Origin of the sequence: Planctellipticum variicoloris, assembly GCF_030622045.1 — a bacterium.
In the GTDB taxonomy this organism is placed as follows: Bacteria; Planctomycetota; Planctomycetia; order Planctomycetales; family Planctomycetaceae; genus Planctellipticum; species Planctellipticum variicoloris.
Window position 1 is genome coordinate 771,070 of record NZ_CP130886.1, and the last position, 19,903, is coordinate 790,972.

At 63.7% G+C, this 19,903-nt stretch carries 10 protein-coding genes; 5 read left to right on the forward strand and 5 right to left on the reverse strand.

Going from position 1 to position 19,903, the window contains the following annotated elements; translation table 11 throughout:
• The first annotated feature begins 8 nt into the window (after positions 1-8).
• The 5 genes from SH412_RS03035 to SH412_RS03055 all read left to right on the forward strand — a co-directional run bounded on the left by SH412_RS03035 (position 9) and on the right by SH412_RS03055 (position 8,608).
• Complete coding sequence (locus SH412_RS03035; RefSeq protein WP_336522033.1) at positions 9-1,316, forward strand: metal-dependent hydrolase family protein; 1,308 nt, start codon at positions 9-11, stop codon at positions 1,314-1,316.
• An 84-nt stretch (positions 1,317-1,400) separates the two neighbouring features.
• Positions 1,401-3,029 (forward strand): outer membrane protein assembly factor BamB family protein, encoded by a 1,629-nt coding sequence (locus SH412_RS03040; protein ID WP_336522034.1) that lies wholly within the window; start codon positions 1,401-1,403, stop codon positions 3,027-3,029.
• A 53-nt stretch (positions 3,030-3,082) separates the two neighbouring features.
• Complete coding sequence (locus SH412_RS03045; RefSeq protein ID WP_336522035.1) at positions 3,083-3,796, forward strand: potassium channel family protein; 714 nt, start codon at positions 3,083-3,085, stop codon at positions 3,794-3,796.
• A 64-nt stretch (positions 3,797-3,860) separates the two neighbouring features.
• A complete protein-coding gene (locus SH412_RS03050; RefSeq protein ID WP_336522036.1) occupies positions 3,861-4,418 on the forward strand; it encodes an RNA polymerase sigma factor in 558 nt (185 codons plus the stop codon).
• Entirely contained in the window at positions 4,412-8,608 is a 4,197-nt protein-coding gene (locus SH412_RS03055; RefSeq protein WP_336522037.1) for an outer membrane protein assembly factor BamB family protein, read from the forward strand. The genes SH412_RS03050 and SH412_RS03055 overlap by 7 nt, the downstream gene beginning before the upstream one ends.
• 311 nt (positions 8,609-8,919) lie before the next feature.
• Here SH412_RS03055 and SH412_RS03060 read toward each other — a convergent pair whose 3' ends face one another.
• The 5 genes from SH412_RS03060 to SH412_RS03080 all read right to left on the reverse strand — a co-directional run bounded on the left by SH412_RS03060 (position 8,920) and on the right by SH412_RS03080 (position 19,897).
• The gene (locus SH412_RS03060; protein ID WP_336522038.1) at positions 8,920-10,083 is read right to left on the reverse strand and encodes a DUF1559 family PulG-like putative transporter; all 1,164 of its coding nucleotides are present in this window, start codon (positions 10,081-10,083) and stop codon (positions 8,920-8,922) included.
• 504 nt (positions 10,084-10,587) lie between these two features.
• Complete coding sequence (locus tag SH412_RS03065; protein ID WP_336522039.1) at positions 10,588-15,348, reverse strand: hypothetical protein; 4,761 nt, start codon at positions 15,346-15,348, stop codon at positions 10,588-10,590.
• Between the two features lie 97 nt (positions 15,349-15,445).
• A complete protein-coding gene (locus SH412_RS03070; protein WP_336522040.1) occupies positions 15,446-17,194 on the reverse strand; it encodes a type II secretion system protein in 1,749 nt (582 codons plus the stop codon).
• Position 17,195: 1 nt separating this feature from the next.
• The gene (locus SH412_RS03075; protein WP_336522041.1) at positions 17,196-18,794 is read right to left on the reverse strand and encodes a type IV pilus modification PilV family protein; all 1,599 of its coding nucleotides are present in this window, start codon (positions 18,792-18,794) and stop codon (positions 17,196-17,198) included.
• Positions 18,791-19,897 (reverse strand): hypothetical protein, encoded by a 1,107-nt coding sequence (locus tag SH412_RS03080; protein WP_336522042.1) that lies wholly within the window; start codon positions 19,895-19,897, stop codon positions 18,791-18,793. Before SH412_RS03080 ends, SH412_RS03075 begins: the two co-directional genes overlap by 4 nt.
• Positions 19,898-19,903 lie beyond the last annotated feature (6 nt).

Sequence of the window (19,903 nt, forward strand, 5' to 3'; positions counted from 1 at the left end):
ACTGGTGGATGCCACTTCAGAAAGGGCCGGTTGTGGTCTGGAACTCGTCACTGCTGTTTGCGCTGATGATCTCGGCGTCATCTGCCGAAGCCGCCACGATCATTCATGCCGGCCGACTGATCGACGGTCGCAGTCCGGAGCCGCGACGCGAGGTCTCGATTACGATCGAAGCCGGCCGCATCACCGGCGTCACTGCGGGTTACGTGGAACCCGGTGAGGGGGACCGCCTGATCCGACTGACCGAGGGAACCGTCCTCCCCGGTCTGATGGACATGCATACACACCTGCAGGCTCAGCACTCAAAGGATTCCTACACCGAACGCTTCTTTATGGAGCAGGCTGACTACGCCCTCCGTTCCACCGTCTATGCCCGAACGACGCTGATGGCTGGTTTCACCACAGTCCGCGACCTGGGAGATAACGGCGTCAACTCGATCGCGCTCCGCAAGGCGATTGAAAGGGGCTGGATTCCCGGGCCGCGGATCTTCACTTCGGGAAAATCGCTGGCGACCACCGGCGGACATGCCGATCCGACGAATGCCCTGCGGGGCGACTATCGTCGGGATGCCGGGCCGCTCGAGGGGGTCATTAACGGTCCAGACGACGCCCGCAAGGCTGTCCGCCAGCGCTACAAAGACGGGGCCGATCTGATCAAGTTGACGGCCACCGGCGGTGTGCTGAGTCTGGCCGCCAGCGGTCAGAATCCCCAGTTCACGGAAGAGGAACTGCGAGCTGTCGTGCAGACCGCGAAGGACTACGGCATGACAGTCGCAGTTCATGCTCACGGCGCCGAGGGTATTCGCCGGGCGATTCTCGCTGGCGTCGATTCGATTGAGCACGGCACCTTCATGACCGACGAATTGATCGCCCTGATGAAGGAACACGGCACCTACTGGGTTCCGACCAACATGGCGGGAGAATGGGTTGCCATGAAGGCGGAAGAGCCCGGCTACTTTCCGGATCTCGTTCGTCCGAAAGCAGCCGCGATCGGACCTCTCATGCGGGACACGTTCAAGCGGGGGCAGGCGGCGGGTGTGAAGATCGCGTTCGGGACCGATTCCGGCGTTTCTCCGCATGGCGAGAACGCACACGAATTTGAGCTGATGGTCGAGGGGGGGATGCCGCCGATGCAGGCGATTCAGTCGGCCACCCTCGAAGCCGCCCGCCTGTTGAAAGCCGAAGATCGACTGGGAACCATCGAACCACAGAAGCTCGCCGATATCATCGCGGTCAACGGCGATCCTCTGGCCGAAATTGGCACGCTGCGAAATGTGGTCTTTGTGATGAAAGAGGGCGTCGTTTACAAACAGCCCTGAACGCTCTCCGATCCGGCAGCCGGCCATCGGCCAATTGTGCCGCATCTTTGAGTTCCGCTGTAGTTTTCCTGGAAAGTCCCCAGCATGCCGTCGGCGTCACTGAAAATTGCCTGTCTGTTGCTGTGCTTGTGTACATCGCTCCGCGCCGCCGAACTCTACGAATTCAGCCTTGCCCTCAAATCGCTGGAGCAGGATCTCACCAGCCAGGACTATCACGCCGTCCTCGCCACGATGATTCCCACCGACCTCCGGGCGGAATGGCAGCGGGTGGCGACGGCGGACAACTATCACCTGTTTGCCAAGCAGCACGGCGGCGTCGAAGCGGTTCTCGCCAATCCCGATCTGAAGGCGGCCTACACCCGCCGCAAAGACGTTGCCGACAAGTTCCTGCAGCTCATGACCGAGGCTTACGCGGCGAAGAAGCAGAAGCCGCCGTTTGTGAATCCCGAACTGCTGCTCAAGGCGCTGGAGAGCGCCGATCGGCGCGGGACGGCCGGGAATCAGCCGACGCTGGCCATCGAACCGATCCTGCCCGCCCCCGGCGCGGATGAACAATGGGCCGCCTTGCGCGGACCGACTCAGCAAGGACACGTCCTTCATTCTGCATTGCCGAAAACCTGGGACACACTCTGGAAAGTTTCGCTGCCGGGCCGCGGGAACAGCGCCCCGGTCGTCTGGGGCGACCGTATTTTCGTCACCTCCGAGGGTCCGCGCCCGGAATCCGCCAAAGAGAGTCCCGAACGGTTCCTGCTCGCCTTTGACCGCCGCGACGGGCGCCTGCTCTGGAAGTACACCGCACCGCAGCCGAAAGAAGTGGAAACGCTCTACTGGAAGAACACGTTCGCGTCCTCGACCGTCGCGACCGACGGCGAACGCGTGATCGCCTTTCTTGGCAACAGCGGCCTCGTCTGCTGCGACATCGACGGGAAGCCGCTCTGGCAGACCGATCTCGGCCTGTTCCCGACGATGCACGGCCCCGGGACCACTCCCGTGCTGTATGGCGACCTGGTCATCGTCGTCCAGGACCAGACGAAGGGGACCTCGCTCTTCGCCGCCTACGACAAGCGAACCGGCGAGAAACGCTGGCAGCATGAGCGGAAGAACCAGCCCGGCTGGTCCAGTCCGGTCCTGCTCCGCGTCGGCTCCCGCGACGAACTGATCTACAACGGCGTCCATGTCGTTCACGGCTACGATCCCGCCACCGGGGAAGAGCTCTGGCGGGTCAACGGTTCCTCGGAAGAGGCCATCCCGATGATCGTTTCCGGCGGCGGACTCCTGTATTCGTCGTCGGGCCGCAACGGACCGATCTTCGCCATCCGACCGGGCGGGAACGGAGATATCACCGAGTCCCACGTCGTCTGGCGCAACGAACGGGGCGGTCCGCACGTCCCCACCCCTGTTTGGCGCGACGGCCGGCTGTATCTCGTCAATGATACCGGAATCCTGAACTGCCTCGACGCCGCCACCGGCGCGATGATCTGGCAGCACCGACTTCGCGGACGGTTTTCGATGTCTCCGCTCGTCATCGGCGAAGAACTGCTGGTGATCAGCGAAGAAGGCCGGGCGACCCTCTTCCGGGCCAGCGACACGTTCGAGGCGATCGCCGAGCACGCGCTTGAGGAATCGGTCCTGGCCACCCCCGCAGTTCTCGACGGTCGGCTCTACATTCGCACGACCGATAGCCTCTTGTGTATCGGGGATAAGGCGCCGTAAGTCGGATCACCGCGGACTGACGATCCAGACCTCCTGCCAGCGAGACTCTTCCCGTGTCGAATGACGCCCCGTCCGCCTCCGCCCCTCCCGCGCCGCCGAAAATCATCTATACGCCGCTCCTTGTCGCTCTTTGCGCGACCGCGATTCTGTCATCGCTCGCGGACTACTGGCCCATTACGACAAGCATCCTTGCCTCGGCCATCCTGCTGACGGGACTCCGCGCCGTCGCCAGGGATCATCTGCTGCGACTCGTTGTCGGCGGTCTGCTGGTGATCTGCCTGCCGCTGCGCTGGGCCGCACACACTTTCGGAGACGAGTATTTCTGGCTGCTGTTTCTGTCACACGTCAGTCTCGTCATTTACTTTTCGTTACTGGAGGGGATCGTCCTCGTGCGGGTGATTCGGCCCCACCGCATTACCTCTCAAACGGTTATCGGCGCCATCTGCGGCTATCTGCTGATTGCCTACATCTTCGGCTTCGTGTTTGCCGCGCTGGAATCGCTGGATCCCAATGCCATCATTACCGGCGGACAGCCCGCGGTTGTGGACACGCCGGCGTCTATTGAGCAGGACATCGGCGAGCTGATGTACTTCAGTCTCATCTCGCTGACGACCGTCGGCTACGGCGACTACGTCCCGCTCAGCCGCTTCGCCAGGTCGCTGGTCGTCGCCGAAGTCCTTGCCGGACAGTTGTATCTGGCTGCATTCGTCGCCCGGCTGGTCGGCGCGCTGGAGTCTCCTCCGCCGCCGGAACAGCATGGCAACTGACCCTGCAGGACTCCATAATGGAATGGTCGTTCCGCGCCCCGCTGCTCCCCGAAGGCCCGACCCTTTGGATCTGCCCGATCAGCAATTGATCGAACAACTTCGCCGCGGCGACCGTGCCGCGTTCGGGCAGATTATTGACCAGCACCAGCGCGCGATCTTCGGCTACTTGAGAGCCCGGCTCACGCAGCCGACCGACGCCGAAGATATGACCCAGGAGGTTTTCCTGCGGTTCTACCAGGCGCAAGCCCGGTTCGATTCCACGGCTCTCATCCGGCCGTGGCTTCTCGGAATCGCCCGCAACCTGCTGCGCGAGCACGTCCGGAGCGTCAAACGCCGCAAAGAAGTCGCCTGGACCGAGCTCTGCCTGGAGCTGGAGTCGATCCTGCCGTTCGAATCGTCGGCCGACGAAGACGCCCTGCTCCATCTGCCGGGCTGCCTGAGCGGTTTGGGACCGAGCGCGCGCCAGGCGATCGAGCTGCGCTATCGCGATGAACGGAAACTGATCGAAATTGGCGAGCACCTGCATCGGAGCGAAGGAGCGGTGAAGTTGCTGATGCACAGAGCCCGCCAGGCGCTCCGGGACTGCCTGCACGTCAGAATGCGGAAATCGGACCGATGCTAACGGACCAGGAACTGATCCAGCGAATCGAAGAACGGACGGCGGACGAATGGCCCGCCGCCGAGCTGGAATTCCTGCGCCAGCGCTGGACGGAATCCGCCGAGATCCGCGACGCCCTTCAGGCTCATCTGGCCCTGGAGTCGCAGCTCGCCGCGGGCCTGGGACCGACGCCGGTCTCCGTGGAATCCATTCTGCAGCGTGCCGCAGTCACCGGCAAAAAGCGGACCTCCCCGCTCTGGTTCCTGGTCGGCCTCTGCGCCCTGGCCGCACTGATCGGAGCCTTCGCCTTCCGACTGCTGCACCAGCCGCAGTGGCAGATTGCGGAGCAGCCTCTGCAGAATCAGGCCGCGCCAGAACCGGAATCGGTCGTTCCCGAAGCGCCGACGGAAGTGACCGAGGCCGTCGTCCCACCCGCGCTGCCGCCGGCACCCGCCGTCAGCGCCCTGGCTCCCGAGAACCACGCCCCGCTGGTCGTCCGCATCCAGGAACCGGAAGCCGACCCCTGGGCGACCGAACTCCTCCCGGAGGCCCCCCGCTACAACGCCGCGGAACCTGTCGGTTCCGGCGGCTATGACGACATCGGTCACGGCGGACTCACCGAATCGCAGGCGCGGCGCTGGCTGGCGGAAGTCGAAGGCGAACGCTTGCAGCTCTTCGGCGAGCAGGTCGGCGGCCGCTCCATCACCCGGCTGCAGGGGCTCGCCCGCCTGAAAGCCCCCTGGTCCGCAGACACCGTCCTGCGGCTCACCGCCTTCGACATCGAAGACCTCTCCATCCACTGCTGGCGCGGACCCAACGGACGGACCCTCCGCTACTACACCAAACGCGACCCCCACCACTGGGCCGCCTTTCGCACCCGGCGCGAAACCGTCATTCCCCGGCCCGCCGACTATGAAGCCCTGCTGACGACCGACAACGCCGCCTTCTTTCGCAGCACTCCCGGAACCTTCGACCTGCGCTGGCAGGACGGTCGCCTGATCCTCTCCCGCGGCGATCTCGTCCTGCTGTCGGTCCTGACCCCCGAAGCGCCGGACGAAATCTACCTCGAAGGCCACTTCCGCCTGCGCGGCATCTCGCTGCAGAAGGCCACCCCCCTGACGCTCCCCGAGATCAAATCTCCGCCCCCCCTCTGGGCCGGCTCACCCGCCGCCGACTGGCCCTGGCAGCGAGCCGACGACCTCGCCGTCCAGTGGGAGCGCCCGGCCGCCGACGTCACCCGCTGGACCGCCGGCCGACCCGACCGTGAAGCCACCTGCTGGCGGGAACTGCCGCAAACCGGCTTCTTTGACATTGTCCTGCAGCTCGACGAGGCTTCGCCCGGCACCGGTGTGTATCTGGGCGACGCCGAAGGAAAGCCCATTTCGACTCTCGGACTCTTCAGAAACCGCAAAAACCAGCGACTGACCTGCGGATTTCTCCGTCCCGGCGAACGTCGCGACGATGCCGAATACGACCGCGATCACTTCGCCACCCCTACCGTCGCCGCCGGCTCGTGGATTCGACTCGTCGGCGGAGCCGGCGTCGCTTCGATTCTGGTCAGCGACGACGGCCTGCACTGGGGCAACATCGTCGAGAATCCCCTGCGCGATTTCCGCGGAACCATCCGGACCGTCGGCCTCATCAGCCTTCCCGGCCCGGAGCCGCGGATCCTCGCCTGGCGCTCTCTGCAGGTTCGCGAACTGACCGGCCTGTCCGATTTGATCGACCCCAGCCTGCTCGTCGCCGCCCGTACCGTCGACTGGTCCGGCGCCGGCGATCGCGCCAAGTGGATCAAGCGCGTCGAAGAGTCACGTCCAGCCGACACCACCGTTGAAGCCTGGCTCCCCGCCGCCTCCCTCGCCTCTCTGCCGTTCATCACCAACCGCGAGTTCCGGCTGGATTTGTTCGAGCAGATCCTGCCCGGCAGCATCGAACTGGCCGATCGCGACTGGGCGTCCCTGTTCTCCGAGTCCGCCCTGCTGTTCGACTGGTGGGAAGAGGCCGCCGCGAAGCGGCTCCAGTCTCTCTACGTCAAAGTCGGCAATGCGGAGCTGACTCGCAAACGCCCCGGCGTGACCGAGCATATCCGCTCCGCCTGGCTCCGGGCCCCGGTCTGGACCCGCTCCAAAGCCCGCGACGCCTGGGACGATCTGGCCCGCCGGGAGCTCTTGCAGGAGTGCTACGCCGCCGACGAGGGCTGGCCGGCGCGGACCCTGAATTGCAGCCGGCGGTGGCGGTTCAGTCGCCTGGAGCCCCACCCCGACGCCCGACTGCGCGAACCCGGCGAGACCGTCGAGCGACTCGCCCGCTGGGCCGCCTACGTCGCGTCCACCGAACTGGGCGACGCCGAATCGGCGGCGGTCATCCCCGCGCTCTGGCGGCACCCCTATCAGCCGCAGGTCAATAAAGAAGCCTACAACTTTGCCGCCGAACTGTCCGCCGCTCTCGAAGCGGGACAGATCGCCGATGCCTGCCGCGTTGCCATGTCCCTGCGCACCGACGCCGCCGACGGGTTGCTTCCCTTCTCGCAGCAGCCCGGCCTGGCGGTCTCCGTCCCCGTGCTCCTGGAAGACTCATTGCTGCGGCATCCCGAATTTGCCGAACAATTGCGACGGGACCACGCCGATGCCGGTCGGTTTCGCATGCGGCAGGCGGTCGATGCCGGCGACTCTGCCGCCATTCGCCTGGCCGCCCTCCAGTTCGCCGGGACCGAAATCGCCGGCGAAGCTCTGCTGTGGCTGGGAGATCAGCAACTGGCGGCCGGCAACCTCTTCGCGGCCGAAGACTGGTACGCCCGGTCCAGTCGGCTCCCGTTCGAGACCTTTCGCACCGCGGCGCTGGCCCGGCTCGAACTTCTCTCAGCGCTGCGTGGCGAAGTGGCGCCCCTCTATCCCCCCGCCGCCCCGCAAAGGGAACTGACCCTCGGGAATCGCACGGTCACTGCCGATGAGTTCGGTGCGCTGGTCGAAAGCATTCGCGCTGCGCGGGCCAACGGCATTCAGATCCCCTGGACCTCCATCGCCCCCCCCGAAATGCCTTCGCCGGGCCAGTATCGCGCGATTCCCCGGCACCAGTTCGACGGATCCCCCGGACAGCACGCCGGGAAGTTCGATCTGCGCGACGTCGACCCGTTCGGGCGGCAGCTCGCGGTCACGGTCGACGGACCGCGAACCTTCGTCAGCAATCGGGTCCAGGTCTCCGCCTATGTCACCGGCGCCGATCAGCCGATCTGGTCGGTGTCGCTGGGGAGCGGACAGGGCGAGGCTCACGATTTCCCGAATCAGCCGATGGCGGTCGCCGCTGCAGGCGACGCTCTGTTTGTCCGTCGGCAGACGAAAGCGGGCGTCGAATTGACCCGGCTGCGAGCGGGGGACGGGCAAGTCGTCTGGCAACAGCGACCGGGGCTCCACGTGCTGACCGACCCGATCCCCTGGCATGACCGGCTGCTGGTCCTCGTCGCGGATCGGACCGAAGACGAATCGCTGCAGATTCTGGCGACCGCCATCAGCCCCGACACGGGCGCCGTCCAGGAACAACGCCTCCTCTTCCGCCTGAGAGATGCCTGGGAGGGTAAACCCCCGGCCGCCTGGATCCGCGACGAACGGTCGATCATCCTGACGGTCGGCGGCGTCACCGCCAGCATTTCGCCCGTCTTCGACGTCGAATGGCTCGATCGCCCGCTCTGGCTGCCAGCCCAGGCCGATGTCCGGCCCAAAGACTTCTACGAATCGCCCCCCGTGGTTCGGGATGGTCGCGTCTATGTCGCACAGCCCGGCGTAAAAGCGGTCCGCTGTCTCAGCGCCGACTCCGGCCGGACCCTCTGGCAGCAGAGCTCCCCCGACGTCACCGGCCTCGCCGCCGTCCTCGACAAAGTGGTCCTGGTCCGCGAAGTGGGCGGTCTGGTCGCGCTGTCGACGGAGACGGGAGAAATCGTCTGGTGGCAGCAGGGAGAGTTCGCCGCCTGCTCGGACGACTCGGTGCTGCTCGTCGTCTTCGCACAGGCCGACCGGAAGCTCCTGGTTCCGGTGCTGGTCTGGCTCGATCCGCAGGACGGTCACAAAATCGCCGAGAGCCCGCTGATCGAACTGGCCAGCGAAGCCGGCTGCCTCGGCCCCTGGTGGATGACCGGCGAACGACTCTGGTGCAGCGCCGGCCTGAACTGGAAAGAAGGCCGCCGAGTCCTGACGGAACTGATCCCGCAGAAGAGCGAGTAGCGAGCAGGGAATAGCGAGCAGCCAGAGAGGAGATGCTTTTTCCTCGTTCCCAGGCTCCGCCTGGGAACGCCTCTTCAGACGCTCCGCGTCGCTCTTCCCGTTCCAGCCCAGAGCCTCTCAACCGCGAAGGGGGACGGGCAAAAGCCGCGGGCAAGAACGAAATCCGCCGACAGGAAGACGAATCCCCACGCGCGAGTCCGCGTGTCTTCCCAACCACTGACCACGGGCAACAGACCACTGACAACACAAAAAAACGCGAGCCGGTCAAAAACCGGCCCGCGCTCGATCATCAGTCTTTCGCTGCGTTTCGCTTAGTAGTCGGCCTGGTTCACGATCTGCTGGCCGTAGCGGCGGCCGTCCGGCGTGAGCAGGCGGGCATAGACGTACTGGTCCATGTTTTCGCTGAGCGACCGCACGCTGCCGTCGCACATCCCCACGTTCAGCGAACCGGCATGGTTCGAACTCAACCGCGGCTGAATGCTCGTCGAGGCAAGGTTCGAGTTGATCCGGGACAGCGTGGTTCCGGAGCCGCCCCAGTTCGCGGGCGATCCTGTCGGCGACAGTGCCGCGCCGGTATTCGTTCCCTGGCCGGCCGCAACAACGGGATCGATGATCCAGCCGAATCCCGTCCGCTGCACGTTGGGAGACGCCCATCCCGTGTTCTGCTCGGGATTGCCGGAATACGTAAAGGTGGTTGTCACTCCCGCGGTGATGTTTTCGCCGATCATGATGGTGGATGTCGTCCCGTCGCTCTGCGAGATGTAATCCAGACTGGCGCGGAAGGTGTCGCCGTTCATCGCCGCCGTTGCGGTCGCATTCGGAGCGGTGCCGACGAACATCTGGGCCGGCCGCCAGAACACGCCGGTGGCATAGGCGATCGATGCGTCCTGGGGATCGCCAATCGTCCCGTTGCCGTTATAGTCCACGCGGTAGGCGTCTTGCTGATTGTCGGTGAAGTACGACGTCGCAATGTAGCCGGCGTTGGCCACGTACGACAGACCCAGCGACTTCTGGTGATTGTTCTGGTCGTCAGGGCAGGTGAAGGCCTTGATCCAGATCCGCTGCTCCGTCGTCAGGTCGGCCCCGCCGCTGGCGTCCAGGTCGGCGACCAGAGCCGTCGGCACGCTGCGGAACGTCCGGTACAGCGCGGCGTTGTCCAGCGCGGGCAGGATCGACACCGGCCACGAATGGACGTACTGCGTGATCCCGCCGGTCGGATTGTCGAGCTGAATCGTGTCGACCAGCCGCGGCAGCTTGTCGCCGTTCCCCGTCGCCACATTGTGAATCGCCAGCACCATCTGCTTGACGTTGTTCTGGCATTCCAGCCGGCGGGCGGCCCGGCGGGCGTTCTGCACGGCGGGCAGAATCAGCGACATCAGCACGGCGATGATCGAAATCACCACCAGCAGCTCGATCAGCGTGAAGCCGCGCCGCTTCTGGGCGGCCCGGGCGGAAGGTCGGGGTCGGGCGATCATGGGTTTCTCTCCACAGCAAAAAGGGGACTGACGATCGACTGAAGGCACATCAGACGCCCGCCACTTGCCGGCGTCTGCAGAAAACGAAGGGAACGGACAACTTCGACAGGGAATTTCGTCGGACTGGTCTGGTTTGTGAGATCGCGTTTGGCCCGCAGATCGCGACGGAGAACAGAGTTTCAGGCCATTGACAACTCCTCCATTATGCCAGTTTTTTTGCGGCTGTCTTCTCTGGAAACGCAATTCGGGACACGGATTCAACACTCAAACGCACAATTTCATCGATTCTACACCGCCAATCCCGTCGCCTCCCGGCTCACATTGCCCGAGGCCCTGACCAGACCGCTTCTTGATCCGGGGACGCGAGGCTTTGTCACGGCCACGTTTCCGGGGGCTCCAGGAGAGCGAATAGGGAGTAGCGAGTCGGGAATAGCCAGAGAGTGAAGTCGCATAGGAATCGCCCCTTTCTGGCTATTCCCTATTCGCTCAAGCCGCAGCCCGGCGCTAGTTCTCCTCCAGATTCTGAATGATCTGACGGAACAGGATGAAATCTTTGAAGTTAAACGTGCCCGTCGAGGGATCGTAGCCCCGTTCCGGCTGCGAGCGGTCCACTACGAAATACCCGCGGTATTCCGGCTGGGCGTCGTCGATCGCATTCCCGGTTGAACGGACCGCTTCCCCGATCTGGATCACCCCCGAACCGTTGTCGAAGGCCTTGAACTTCTTGATCGACACGAACACCACGAACACGTTGCTGCGGGTCGTCGTGTTATTGAGGATCTTGCCGGTAATCCGGTCCCGCAACGCCGGTTCCACCGGCTGTTGATTCACCGGCTGAGCCGATGGAGACAGCCCCATATTGGAATTGTTGTGCTGGGTCGTCGATCCGAGCTCAAAGAACCGGCGGGCGTCGGCCGACGCCCCCGATGGATCCTGCGTCCAGGGACGCAGGATGTTGGACTCGAGATCCGGGTTCGCCGAGGCATCCACGTACGACGACGAACGGAACGGCGTAGAGTCCGCGGTCCCGGGAACATACAGTCCGGTCACCGGATCGGGAGACGGGGCCGCCCCGCTGACTCGCTTGCCATCCCGCGACATCAGCAGGTTCTGCCAGTAATTCGCGCGAACATCCCCCGCCTGATCCATAACCGGCGGAGTTCTGGGGGCCGACATGTCGAGTTGAATGATCGACGGGTCGTCGATCAATCCCGCCAGCACTTCGGGATGCCGCAGCATGTTCGGATTGATCTTCCCCGGCACGCGCGGATAGTCCAGCGGATCGCGGAAGCCGGCGATGCCCGTGTGAGTGCGCGACGGAACTTCGAGCAACTCCAGCACGCGGTGCCAGTGGTTCAATTCATTCGTCGGAGTCGCCGGATCGCGAGGAACCAGGAACTTTGCCGCGGCGCTGCCGACGCGGTTGTTCGTCACCTGATCGACCAGAGTCGAGAATCCATTGCCGATGCTTCGCGCATGGGCGACGCTGCCGCGAATTGCCGGAGCCACTTCCATGTTGTAAGTGGGGTCGCTCCCGTTCCCGACCGGCAGCATGAGGATTTCCGACAGCGACGCGAAGTCGCGGTCGAAATGATGCTGCCAGCGCCAAGGACCCGCCGCGGCGACGAATCGGCAGTTGTCGGCTCCAAGCGTATTGACGACATAAGTGTCGTAGGGCGACACGTTGGCATTGATGGCCGCAGGATCGTAAAGACTTTCGCCGGCGCTGCCCGCAAACGGCTCGCGACGCTCGAAGCTCTTTGTATTGTCCCTCAGCTTCTGCTGGATCTGCGAGTCGGATTCGCCTGCCGCGAACGTCAACTCTTTGACCTCAGGGATGGAGAGCGAATCGACATAGACCCACGGATTGTCCTGTTCCTCGACCGCAACTCCCGGCGTTGGCGCCGGACGGTCGGGATAAGCCCGACGGCAAAGCCGCACGTCGAGCTGATTGTTGATCGCGATATTCGGAGTCACGGAATCGAGCAGGGCGTTGGTCGAGGCATCCGTTCCTGTACCGTCCTTCACCTTGGGGGCTCCAACGGGTGGATCGAGCAGGTCGAGATCTAGCGGGCGCCCTTGCGACGGGGCGATCCACGTGCTGGGAGTCATATCGAACTGTGCCGGAGTTGTCAGCGGCGACGTGGAGTGGTTCGGATTGACTTTCATGATGCTGCTCGGGGGGGTTCCGCCAGGGCTCACGGATGCTGAGCCGATCAGGAAACGTTCCCCCGCTGGAATATTGCCCTGCAGCAGCCGCAGCCGACGGATATTGGGATCGTTAGAAAGCGGTGCTCCCATGGCGCTGTGAGGGACCACTTCGATCTGCCAGGCGCCGGAATTGAAGTTGACGTTGAACGGTCCCGGATTTCGCAGCTCCACGTACATGAAGTAGGGCTGCGGCTGATCGTCGCGCCATTGCGTAAACCCATAGTCCATCGCCGCTGGACCAGGCGTCAGGACGGCCAGCGCTTCGCTCAGAGTGACGTCCATCCTTTCGACGCCCCAGACTTCGGCGCGATCGCCGGATGCATCAACCTGGTACGGGTCGTCGTCGAGCGCCCAGCCCGTCGAGAGATCGATGTCGTATTCGAACCGGGTCAACACGTTGTCTCGATCCAGCGAATCGACCAGATTGACCGCAAATTGCGCCATCTGGCGGCACTGCGCGGGGGAGTAAATCGGTCCGTTGACGGGGTTGTTGAGGTTGGTGTCGGACGTCGAACCCTCCAGCCCGCCAAACGCATACAGCATTACGTAAATGTCGCGGGCCATCAGTTGCCGGTCGCGTCTGGCCCAGTATTCCTGAAGCTGAAGGTTGCCGTTGAAATTCCCATTCGACGGATAGCTGTTGCTGCCGGCCATCGGCGTCGGAATCGGGGCGGCCGTCAGCGACGCCGAGTTGGGATGGGGCGTCAGCGGTCGTTGATCGAGCTGCAGCTTCGGAGGCACGGCGCTGATGACGGGATTGGGGTTGCCGTTGGTATCCGTCAACAGATGATTCACGCTGAATCGGAGCTGGCGACGCCCCCCGGCTCGGTCGCCGTATTCCATTTCGAGGAGCGTACGGAGCACCGGTCGAAACGGGTCCGACGGAAGTGCGGTGACATACGGATTGACCCCGAATCGCGGCGGAAACTCCATCTTGCCATCCTGGTCGGCATCGGCCGTATACTCCCACGACCGGGCACGATCATAGACCCACGAAAAATTCTTCCGGTCCCAGCTCTCGGTCGTGAACTTCTGCCGCGCATGCTGGCTGGAGCGGCCGCTTCCGTAGTTGGTAGACGCCGGGGCGATGTTGTAAGGCGCCAGCGTCGTCAGACGCGTTTCGCCGCCGACTGCGTTGGCGAAATCGTCGGTCGACAGATTCAAAGCCCGCGTTTCATCCGGGCCAAACAGATTGTCCTCATCCCGGCGCTCCGACTGGTCGTAAACCGTTTCCTGCAGATCGTTGAAGAGCGTGTCCGGCACAAAGTCATAGATCCCGCCGGTCGCGCTCAAATAGCCGATTGGGACCGATCCGGACGCAGAATATCCGGTGTAAGCCGGCCAGCGGGCGCTGTTCGTTACCGGAGCCGGGATGCGCGGAACCTTCGCGGAATAAGTCATCGCGGTCGTATCGGCCAGCGTGCCGATCCCCAGGAAATCGAGCGGATGGACGAACGGCGGCAGCACCTGGCCGGTCGATGATCCGCCCCAGTCTCCCTGCCGATTGCCGTTGTCGTCGATCTGGGCCTGGCCCGGCCCCGGAAACCCGCCAAACTTCAGAGCGCTCGCCGAGTTCGGCAGGCCCGTCCCCGAATCGATCGCCCGATACAGCACATTCTCTTCGCCGAAGCGCCCCGGCGTCAGCGACGGCGTCGTCTGAAATCGCCCCAGCATCAGATACGCCCACTCCCGATTGGCGATCTCCCGCCAGTCCGTCGGACCCGCATGATTGAAGAAATCGTCGGCGGCGTTCGGATACGCCGACTCTCCCGAAGCGCTCGGATCGCGATTCAGGCCCCACAGCGGGTTGATCTCCGACGGCGTCAGTCCCAGGTTGGACTTGGAAATGAAGACGTCGTTCGGATTGTTGGGGTTAGGCGTGTACTGGAAGGGGGACTGCAGTTGCACCTGGTTGGCCCAGACCCGCGCCAGGTTGCCGTGCACGTTGAGATTGAACAGCGCGTCCTGATCTTTGACCGTGAACGAGACCATCGGAATATAGAGCGAGCCGTCCGGCTGCTCCTGCGGCGGAAAATCGAGATCCAGCCAGACCCCTTCGTAAACCCCGTCGCCATCGTTGTCGACGTCGAACTCCGGTCGACGGTCGGCGTTATTTGTGGCGTCGTGAGTCCCCGCCGGATCCCAGATCCCCTGATAAAACGTCGTGGCCGGGTACTGCTGACTGTCCGGCGGCGTAAAGGGGAACCCGCCCGCCCCAGACAAATAGCGGCTGGTTGTCGCCCCCCCGGACTGCCCCGACTTGGGGACGTAGTTGTGGCTGGGGTGCGCCCGCATGACCCGTCGCGCCATCGACGCGCTGGTGTTCCAGTTTGTGACCGCGGAACCGCCGTTCCGCAAGAGTTGTGGCCGGTGGAATGAGGGGATGATCACCCGATAGCCGTGTTCGGGATCGTAGCCGTCGTACGACAGGAAGACGTTGTTGATATCGGGATACGTATAGTCGACATCCGGAGCCGGGAACTGGCTGAGCGGTCGTTCGAATCCTTGATGGGCCGCAGGCATGTCGACGAAGTCCAGCAGGTCCGCCGCCTGGCTGCTGCCCGACGCGTTCGTCGCGACAGTCTGGCCGTAAACGTCGGTGACGTTGCCGGCGTCCGCGGCGCCGTCGTTGTTGAGATCGACTCCCAGGTTTCCCGAGCCATCGCGAACGACGCGCACCCCCAGACCGTTAAACGGATGGACGTCGTTCCCCAGCATGTTCGGAATCAGCGAATGCCGGCCGCCCCACAGGGCGCTGTTCTTGTACTTCGGGTTGGCCCCGACGATGAGCTGCTCCAGCGCGAAGTTCATGAGCGCGTCGACGTCCGCCGCCGGCAAGTCCGCCTTGGCCCCGTCCGAGTAATACTCGGCGCTCGCACGCTCCTGGGCCGCGAAGGTGTAGAACAACACCCCCAGCAGCATCAGCATCCCCATCAGCACCATCACGATCAGCAGCGTGGAGCCCCGACGGGGCGACGGGCGACCGGTGGCCTTCGAGCGGGACCGGCGAAGCTGCGCCGATCGACGGGAGCAAGATCGCGTGCGGCTGGCCATGATGACGTTTCCTGTGAGGCAGTTCTGCGGGAACGCTGCCCGCCCCCCGCGTCGGAGCCGACGCGCGGCGGTGCAGTTCGTCGAGACAGTTCTGGACTTAATCCACCAGCGAATGGACAAACGTGTTCTGTCGCATCTGGTTGCTGGTGACATCAAAAAATCGCACGGTAATCTGCAGAGCCCGCAGAGGTTTCCAGTTGTCGACCGCTTCCCACACCAGATCGCCGTCGAGCACCCGCCCGCCCGCCGTCCGCGGCCACGTCGGAGCGGACGTACCGTGATTCAGGTCGGTCGCTGACCCCGTAATCGTAGGATCTGATGCGACGCAGACGTAGTACAGCCGCTGGGATTCCAGCGCCCCATACCCGACCTGCGGAAACACCAGCGATCCGACGGAGTACCGCGAAGGGGTGACCGTATCGGGCGCCGCCACCCAGTTCTCGTAATCGGCATACGTCGCCCCCGGCAGGACCGGCGTATGCAGCACGCGCCGGTACGGAGGAATCTCCGCCGCGGCCGAGTACGAGCCATCGTTATTAAAATCCACGTTCTTTATGTCAGGGTGCCAAGTATCGAAGACCCGGTTCTCGAAGTTGTTGCCGTCGTGATCGGCGTCAGCCCCCGTATTCAGGTCCGAACCGTAGTCCGAGTTCACATTCTTCTGAAACGTATAGTCGCCATTATAGTCGGGATTCGTCGGGAGATTTGGGCCGCGGTGGTATCCGATGTCCACAAACCGACCGACCCCAAAATTGGCGCTCCCGTCCCAGACCTTCACGTCGAACATATGCACGTTCGCCAAGATCAGGTCCTCCCCCCGCCGCGGCCCGTTGGCGAACCCGCTGACCACGCGATACGGCAAGACGTCCGGCGTCTCGTCGATATTCACAACCGCCGCCGGGCTCATCGGATCGGTCGCCAGTCCCACCAGCGCCTGCGGATAGTTGAACGTCGAAACCGACGTCTCTTCGTGTGTATACCGACCCAGGAAGTAATTGTTGCTCGACCACTCCCGCGAGTGCGCTGTCAACGGATGATGCCCGAACCGGAATTGGGGCTTACCCAGCGAAAACGCTTGGCTGGAGGAATTCGTAAGGTCCGAAAGGCCGTGGAAGTGCGCATACCCATTTGTGAAATATGCTGAGTAGTCAAAGTCGTTCCAGAACGTGGAGCCGGAACCGGTCGCTCCTCCCGTCCGTGGATACGTATTCGGCGGCCCCGACGTATCGTTCCAGTCAAAGGCATCCCGCGTCCCATACGTCGGCTGGTCCGTCGAATTCGCCAGCTTCAGCGGCTCGCGGATCAGCAGCACCCGGCGATACAGGTTGCCACCGCGCAGGAAGTACGAAATCTCCGCCGCCGACGACTGCCCGGCCCCGTTCGCGTCGGGACGCGCATCATCCGCCTCCGGCTGATTCGGGTAGTTGTACAGATTGGCGATCTGCGTCGCCTTGCCGACATACGGATCGGAATTCCGGTTCTTCGTCACGATCCGCACGTTTGTCGTGAACTGCAGCAGATCGTCGATATCCGACAGCGGATCGTTCTCGGAAATATACAGATACCCCTCGCGATCCGTGGCGGACGCCTCGGCCTGATTGGCATCTTCGCCGGCTGCCCACGGCATCACCAGGCGGAACGTCCGCTTGTCGAGATCCGCCTTCAGAATGTTCTGAAACGTGCGGGTCCGCTGGTCGTTCTCCGCGATCCCCCGCTGCTTCGTGATCGCTCCCCCCGCAATCTGAAAGATCTGGGCGAACATCGACATCATCAACAGCACGAGCGTCACCGCCACGAGCATCTCGACGAGCGTGAAGCCGCGACGGGCATTCCTGGCCGAACGCATGTTAATTCTCCTCCCACGGCAGCGAAGGATCGAGCGGATACACGTCGATCACCCCCGGCATCAGCATCACGCCCCCGGGACCGACCGGGTTTGCACCCTTGACGTAGTAACCGGAGTTTTCCAGGATCGGAGTCTCCAGCGTCAGAATCGCACCGGGCGCTGCCGCAAGCTGGGCGTTGGGAAAGTTCCCGTCCATGTTCTGCTGAGCCTGCAGCGCGTCCGTGACTTCTTCGTAACTGGTAATGCGATACCAGCGATTGTTCTGGGCGTCGCAGACATAGCCGCCGCGTTTCAGAAAGGGCGGGTCGATCGCGGCGGGATTGGTCTGCACGACCACGCGGTTATTGTTGAGGATGTCGTCGAAATTGCCCCAGATTCCGTCCCCTCCCGGCAGCCGATTCGCAAAGTGCGCCGGGTGGATCAACTCGTCGCTCGCGCCGAAGCCCCGCTTGAAGAAGCAGACCACGCTGGCGTACGTGGTACCTCCCGAAATTCGGCAGGCCAGCATCCAACTGAATCGCTGCTCGCGCGTCTCGATCACCACCCGGCCGATGACCGGCGTCCCCAGGGCCGTGACGTAAAACGGCGGCTTATTCCAGTCCAGCGGCGCAGCTTGCCCCGTGGCCGGATCGCCAAACACGATCCGCTGCTGGTTCGGGTTGCTGTCGTCAAACGCCTGAATCTGGCGGACTTCGCTGAACCGGCCCGTCGTATCAAACAGCGTGACGCGCCCTTCGACAGCGCCGGAGGCCAGATCGGCCGGCAGAATCGTCTCGCTGAGCCCCGCCGGCAGATCGCGCATGGCGATTCCCGTCAGGCGCCCTTGTCCGTCGGTGGTGAACGCCGCCGTGTCGAGGTCGGTCGATTCCGCCTGAAGCTGAAAACTGTCGAGCGACATCCCGGCCAACCGGGCCAGCCGACGACGAGCGGCCTGCAGGGCCGGCGTCGATTCGACCACGGGACGGCTGAAGTTATGCGGGGCCGTTCCCCGGAATCGGACCATGCGGTAAGGCGATTCCGCCACCAGCGCCGGCCGCCAGGCGGGAGGCCAGATCGAGTTCGGCGCCACCCGGCCGAACGTATTGCGATAGTCGACGCCGAAGGGCTGCGGAGCCAGCCCCAGACCGCTCATCTCTTCGCTGCGCTCTTCCCAGCCCAGCGGATCGATCATATAGACCCGGCATTGCCGAGTCGTCCATTCGACATCGTTATCGGTCGTCGTCGCACCGATGTTGGTGCGCCACTGCGGTTCGCGCAGACCGGAGGCATTCGAACTGGAAGACGATGAGCAGACGTAGTATTGCGTGGATTTCACCGACGGGATGACGACATCGCCGACGTTATAGATGGTGCTTGCCTGCCACGCCGGAGCGCCGTTGAGCAGAGCCGGCTGCGCATGCGTCAGTGCTTCCGCGTTGTAGCGCAGTTGCGTCGATTGTGTGAGCTGCGTCGCCTGGATCATTCGCAGGGTGGCGATCGGAAACAGCGTCGCCAGCGAAATGACGCCGATGCTCATCACCAGCAGCGACACCAGCACTTCGCTGAGCGTCACGCCGGGACGGCCTGCAGTTCTCGATAAAGTCTGGCGGAGTGGATTCATCTCCCGGCAACCTCCCCGCGCTCGGCGTATCGAAAGGGATCGGCGGGAAAGATCGGGCTCGCAATGACTCCGCCGGTCCTCGTGAAAATGCTGACTGCGTTCTTATCAGGCACGCTCTCGAACGGAGCGCTCGGGGGAGTCCCCGGCCAGGTGGCGGGGATCTCCGGGTCGTAATACGCCGGCAATCCCAGATCAGCTGCCGCCTGTTCGGTGATGTAGAGGTGAATGATCCCCTTGGACGCCGCCAGCCCCGTGATCGCTCCCTGCGGGGAAAACATCACATCCATCGTGCTGATGTAGCGAAAGGCGGTGGGGGGCGTTGCACTATTGGGGATCTTCCAGCCGAGCGGCAGCTTCGTGCCGAGCTGGTAGACAATGTTCGAGGCGCCGGTGTCGACGCCGCAACGGTCGAGATCGATCACGGCCCCCTTGCTGAACTGGACCGGCTGCTTCCCCGGGACGATCGACGGCGGGAGCTCAATCTCCGCGGTCTCGGAAATAGTCGCCGGAGACGCCTGCGGCGGCGGCTGACGGTAGGCGGTGGTGAGAATCAGATCCTGCGGATCGGACGTCGGCATCGACGCCGGCAGATCCAGGCTGCCGACGACATACCACGTGCCGCGATCGTTCCCGGGAATTCGAATCCGGGCGCCGACCTGCAACAGTCCGAGATCGCGCAACTCGATCCAGTTGGGGGAACGGTTCGTGTCGTTGAGCCGCACGCGCAGCAGCCCGTTCGTGGAGGAGTTCCAGGCCAGGCTGTTGTCATTGGGCAGGATCTGGACCCGTCCATTCCACGGTTCGGTCGGCTGCACCAGCACCATGCTGCTGACCTGTCGGGGATTTGTCGGGTCGGCCAGGAAGCGAACGCCGCGCGGCGCCTTGGCGTAAATCGCCAGATCCCTGGCGCCCATCAGGTACGATTGAATCTGCCGGGCCGCCCCGCGGACGCGATCGCGGGAATATCCCACGTTGACGGCAGAAGCCGTCATCGCCACCAGCAGCAGCATCACGACCAGGACGACCAGCAATTCCACCAGCGTGAATGCGGTGCGGCCGATGCCGGGAGTCCGTCGTGCGGGAATTGTACGTTCGCGGATCATAGTCGC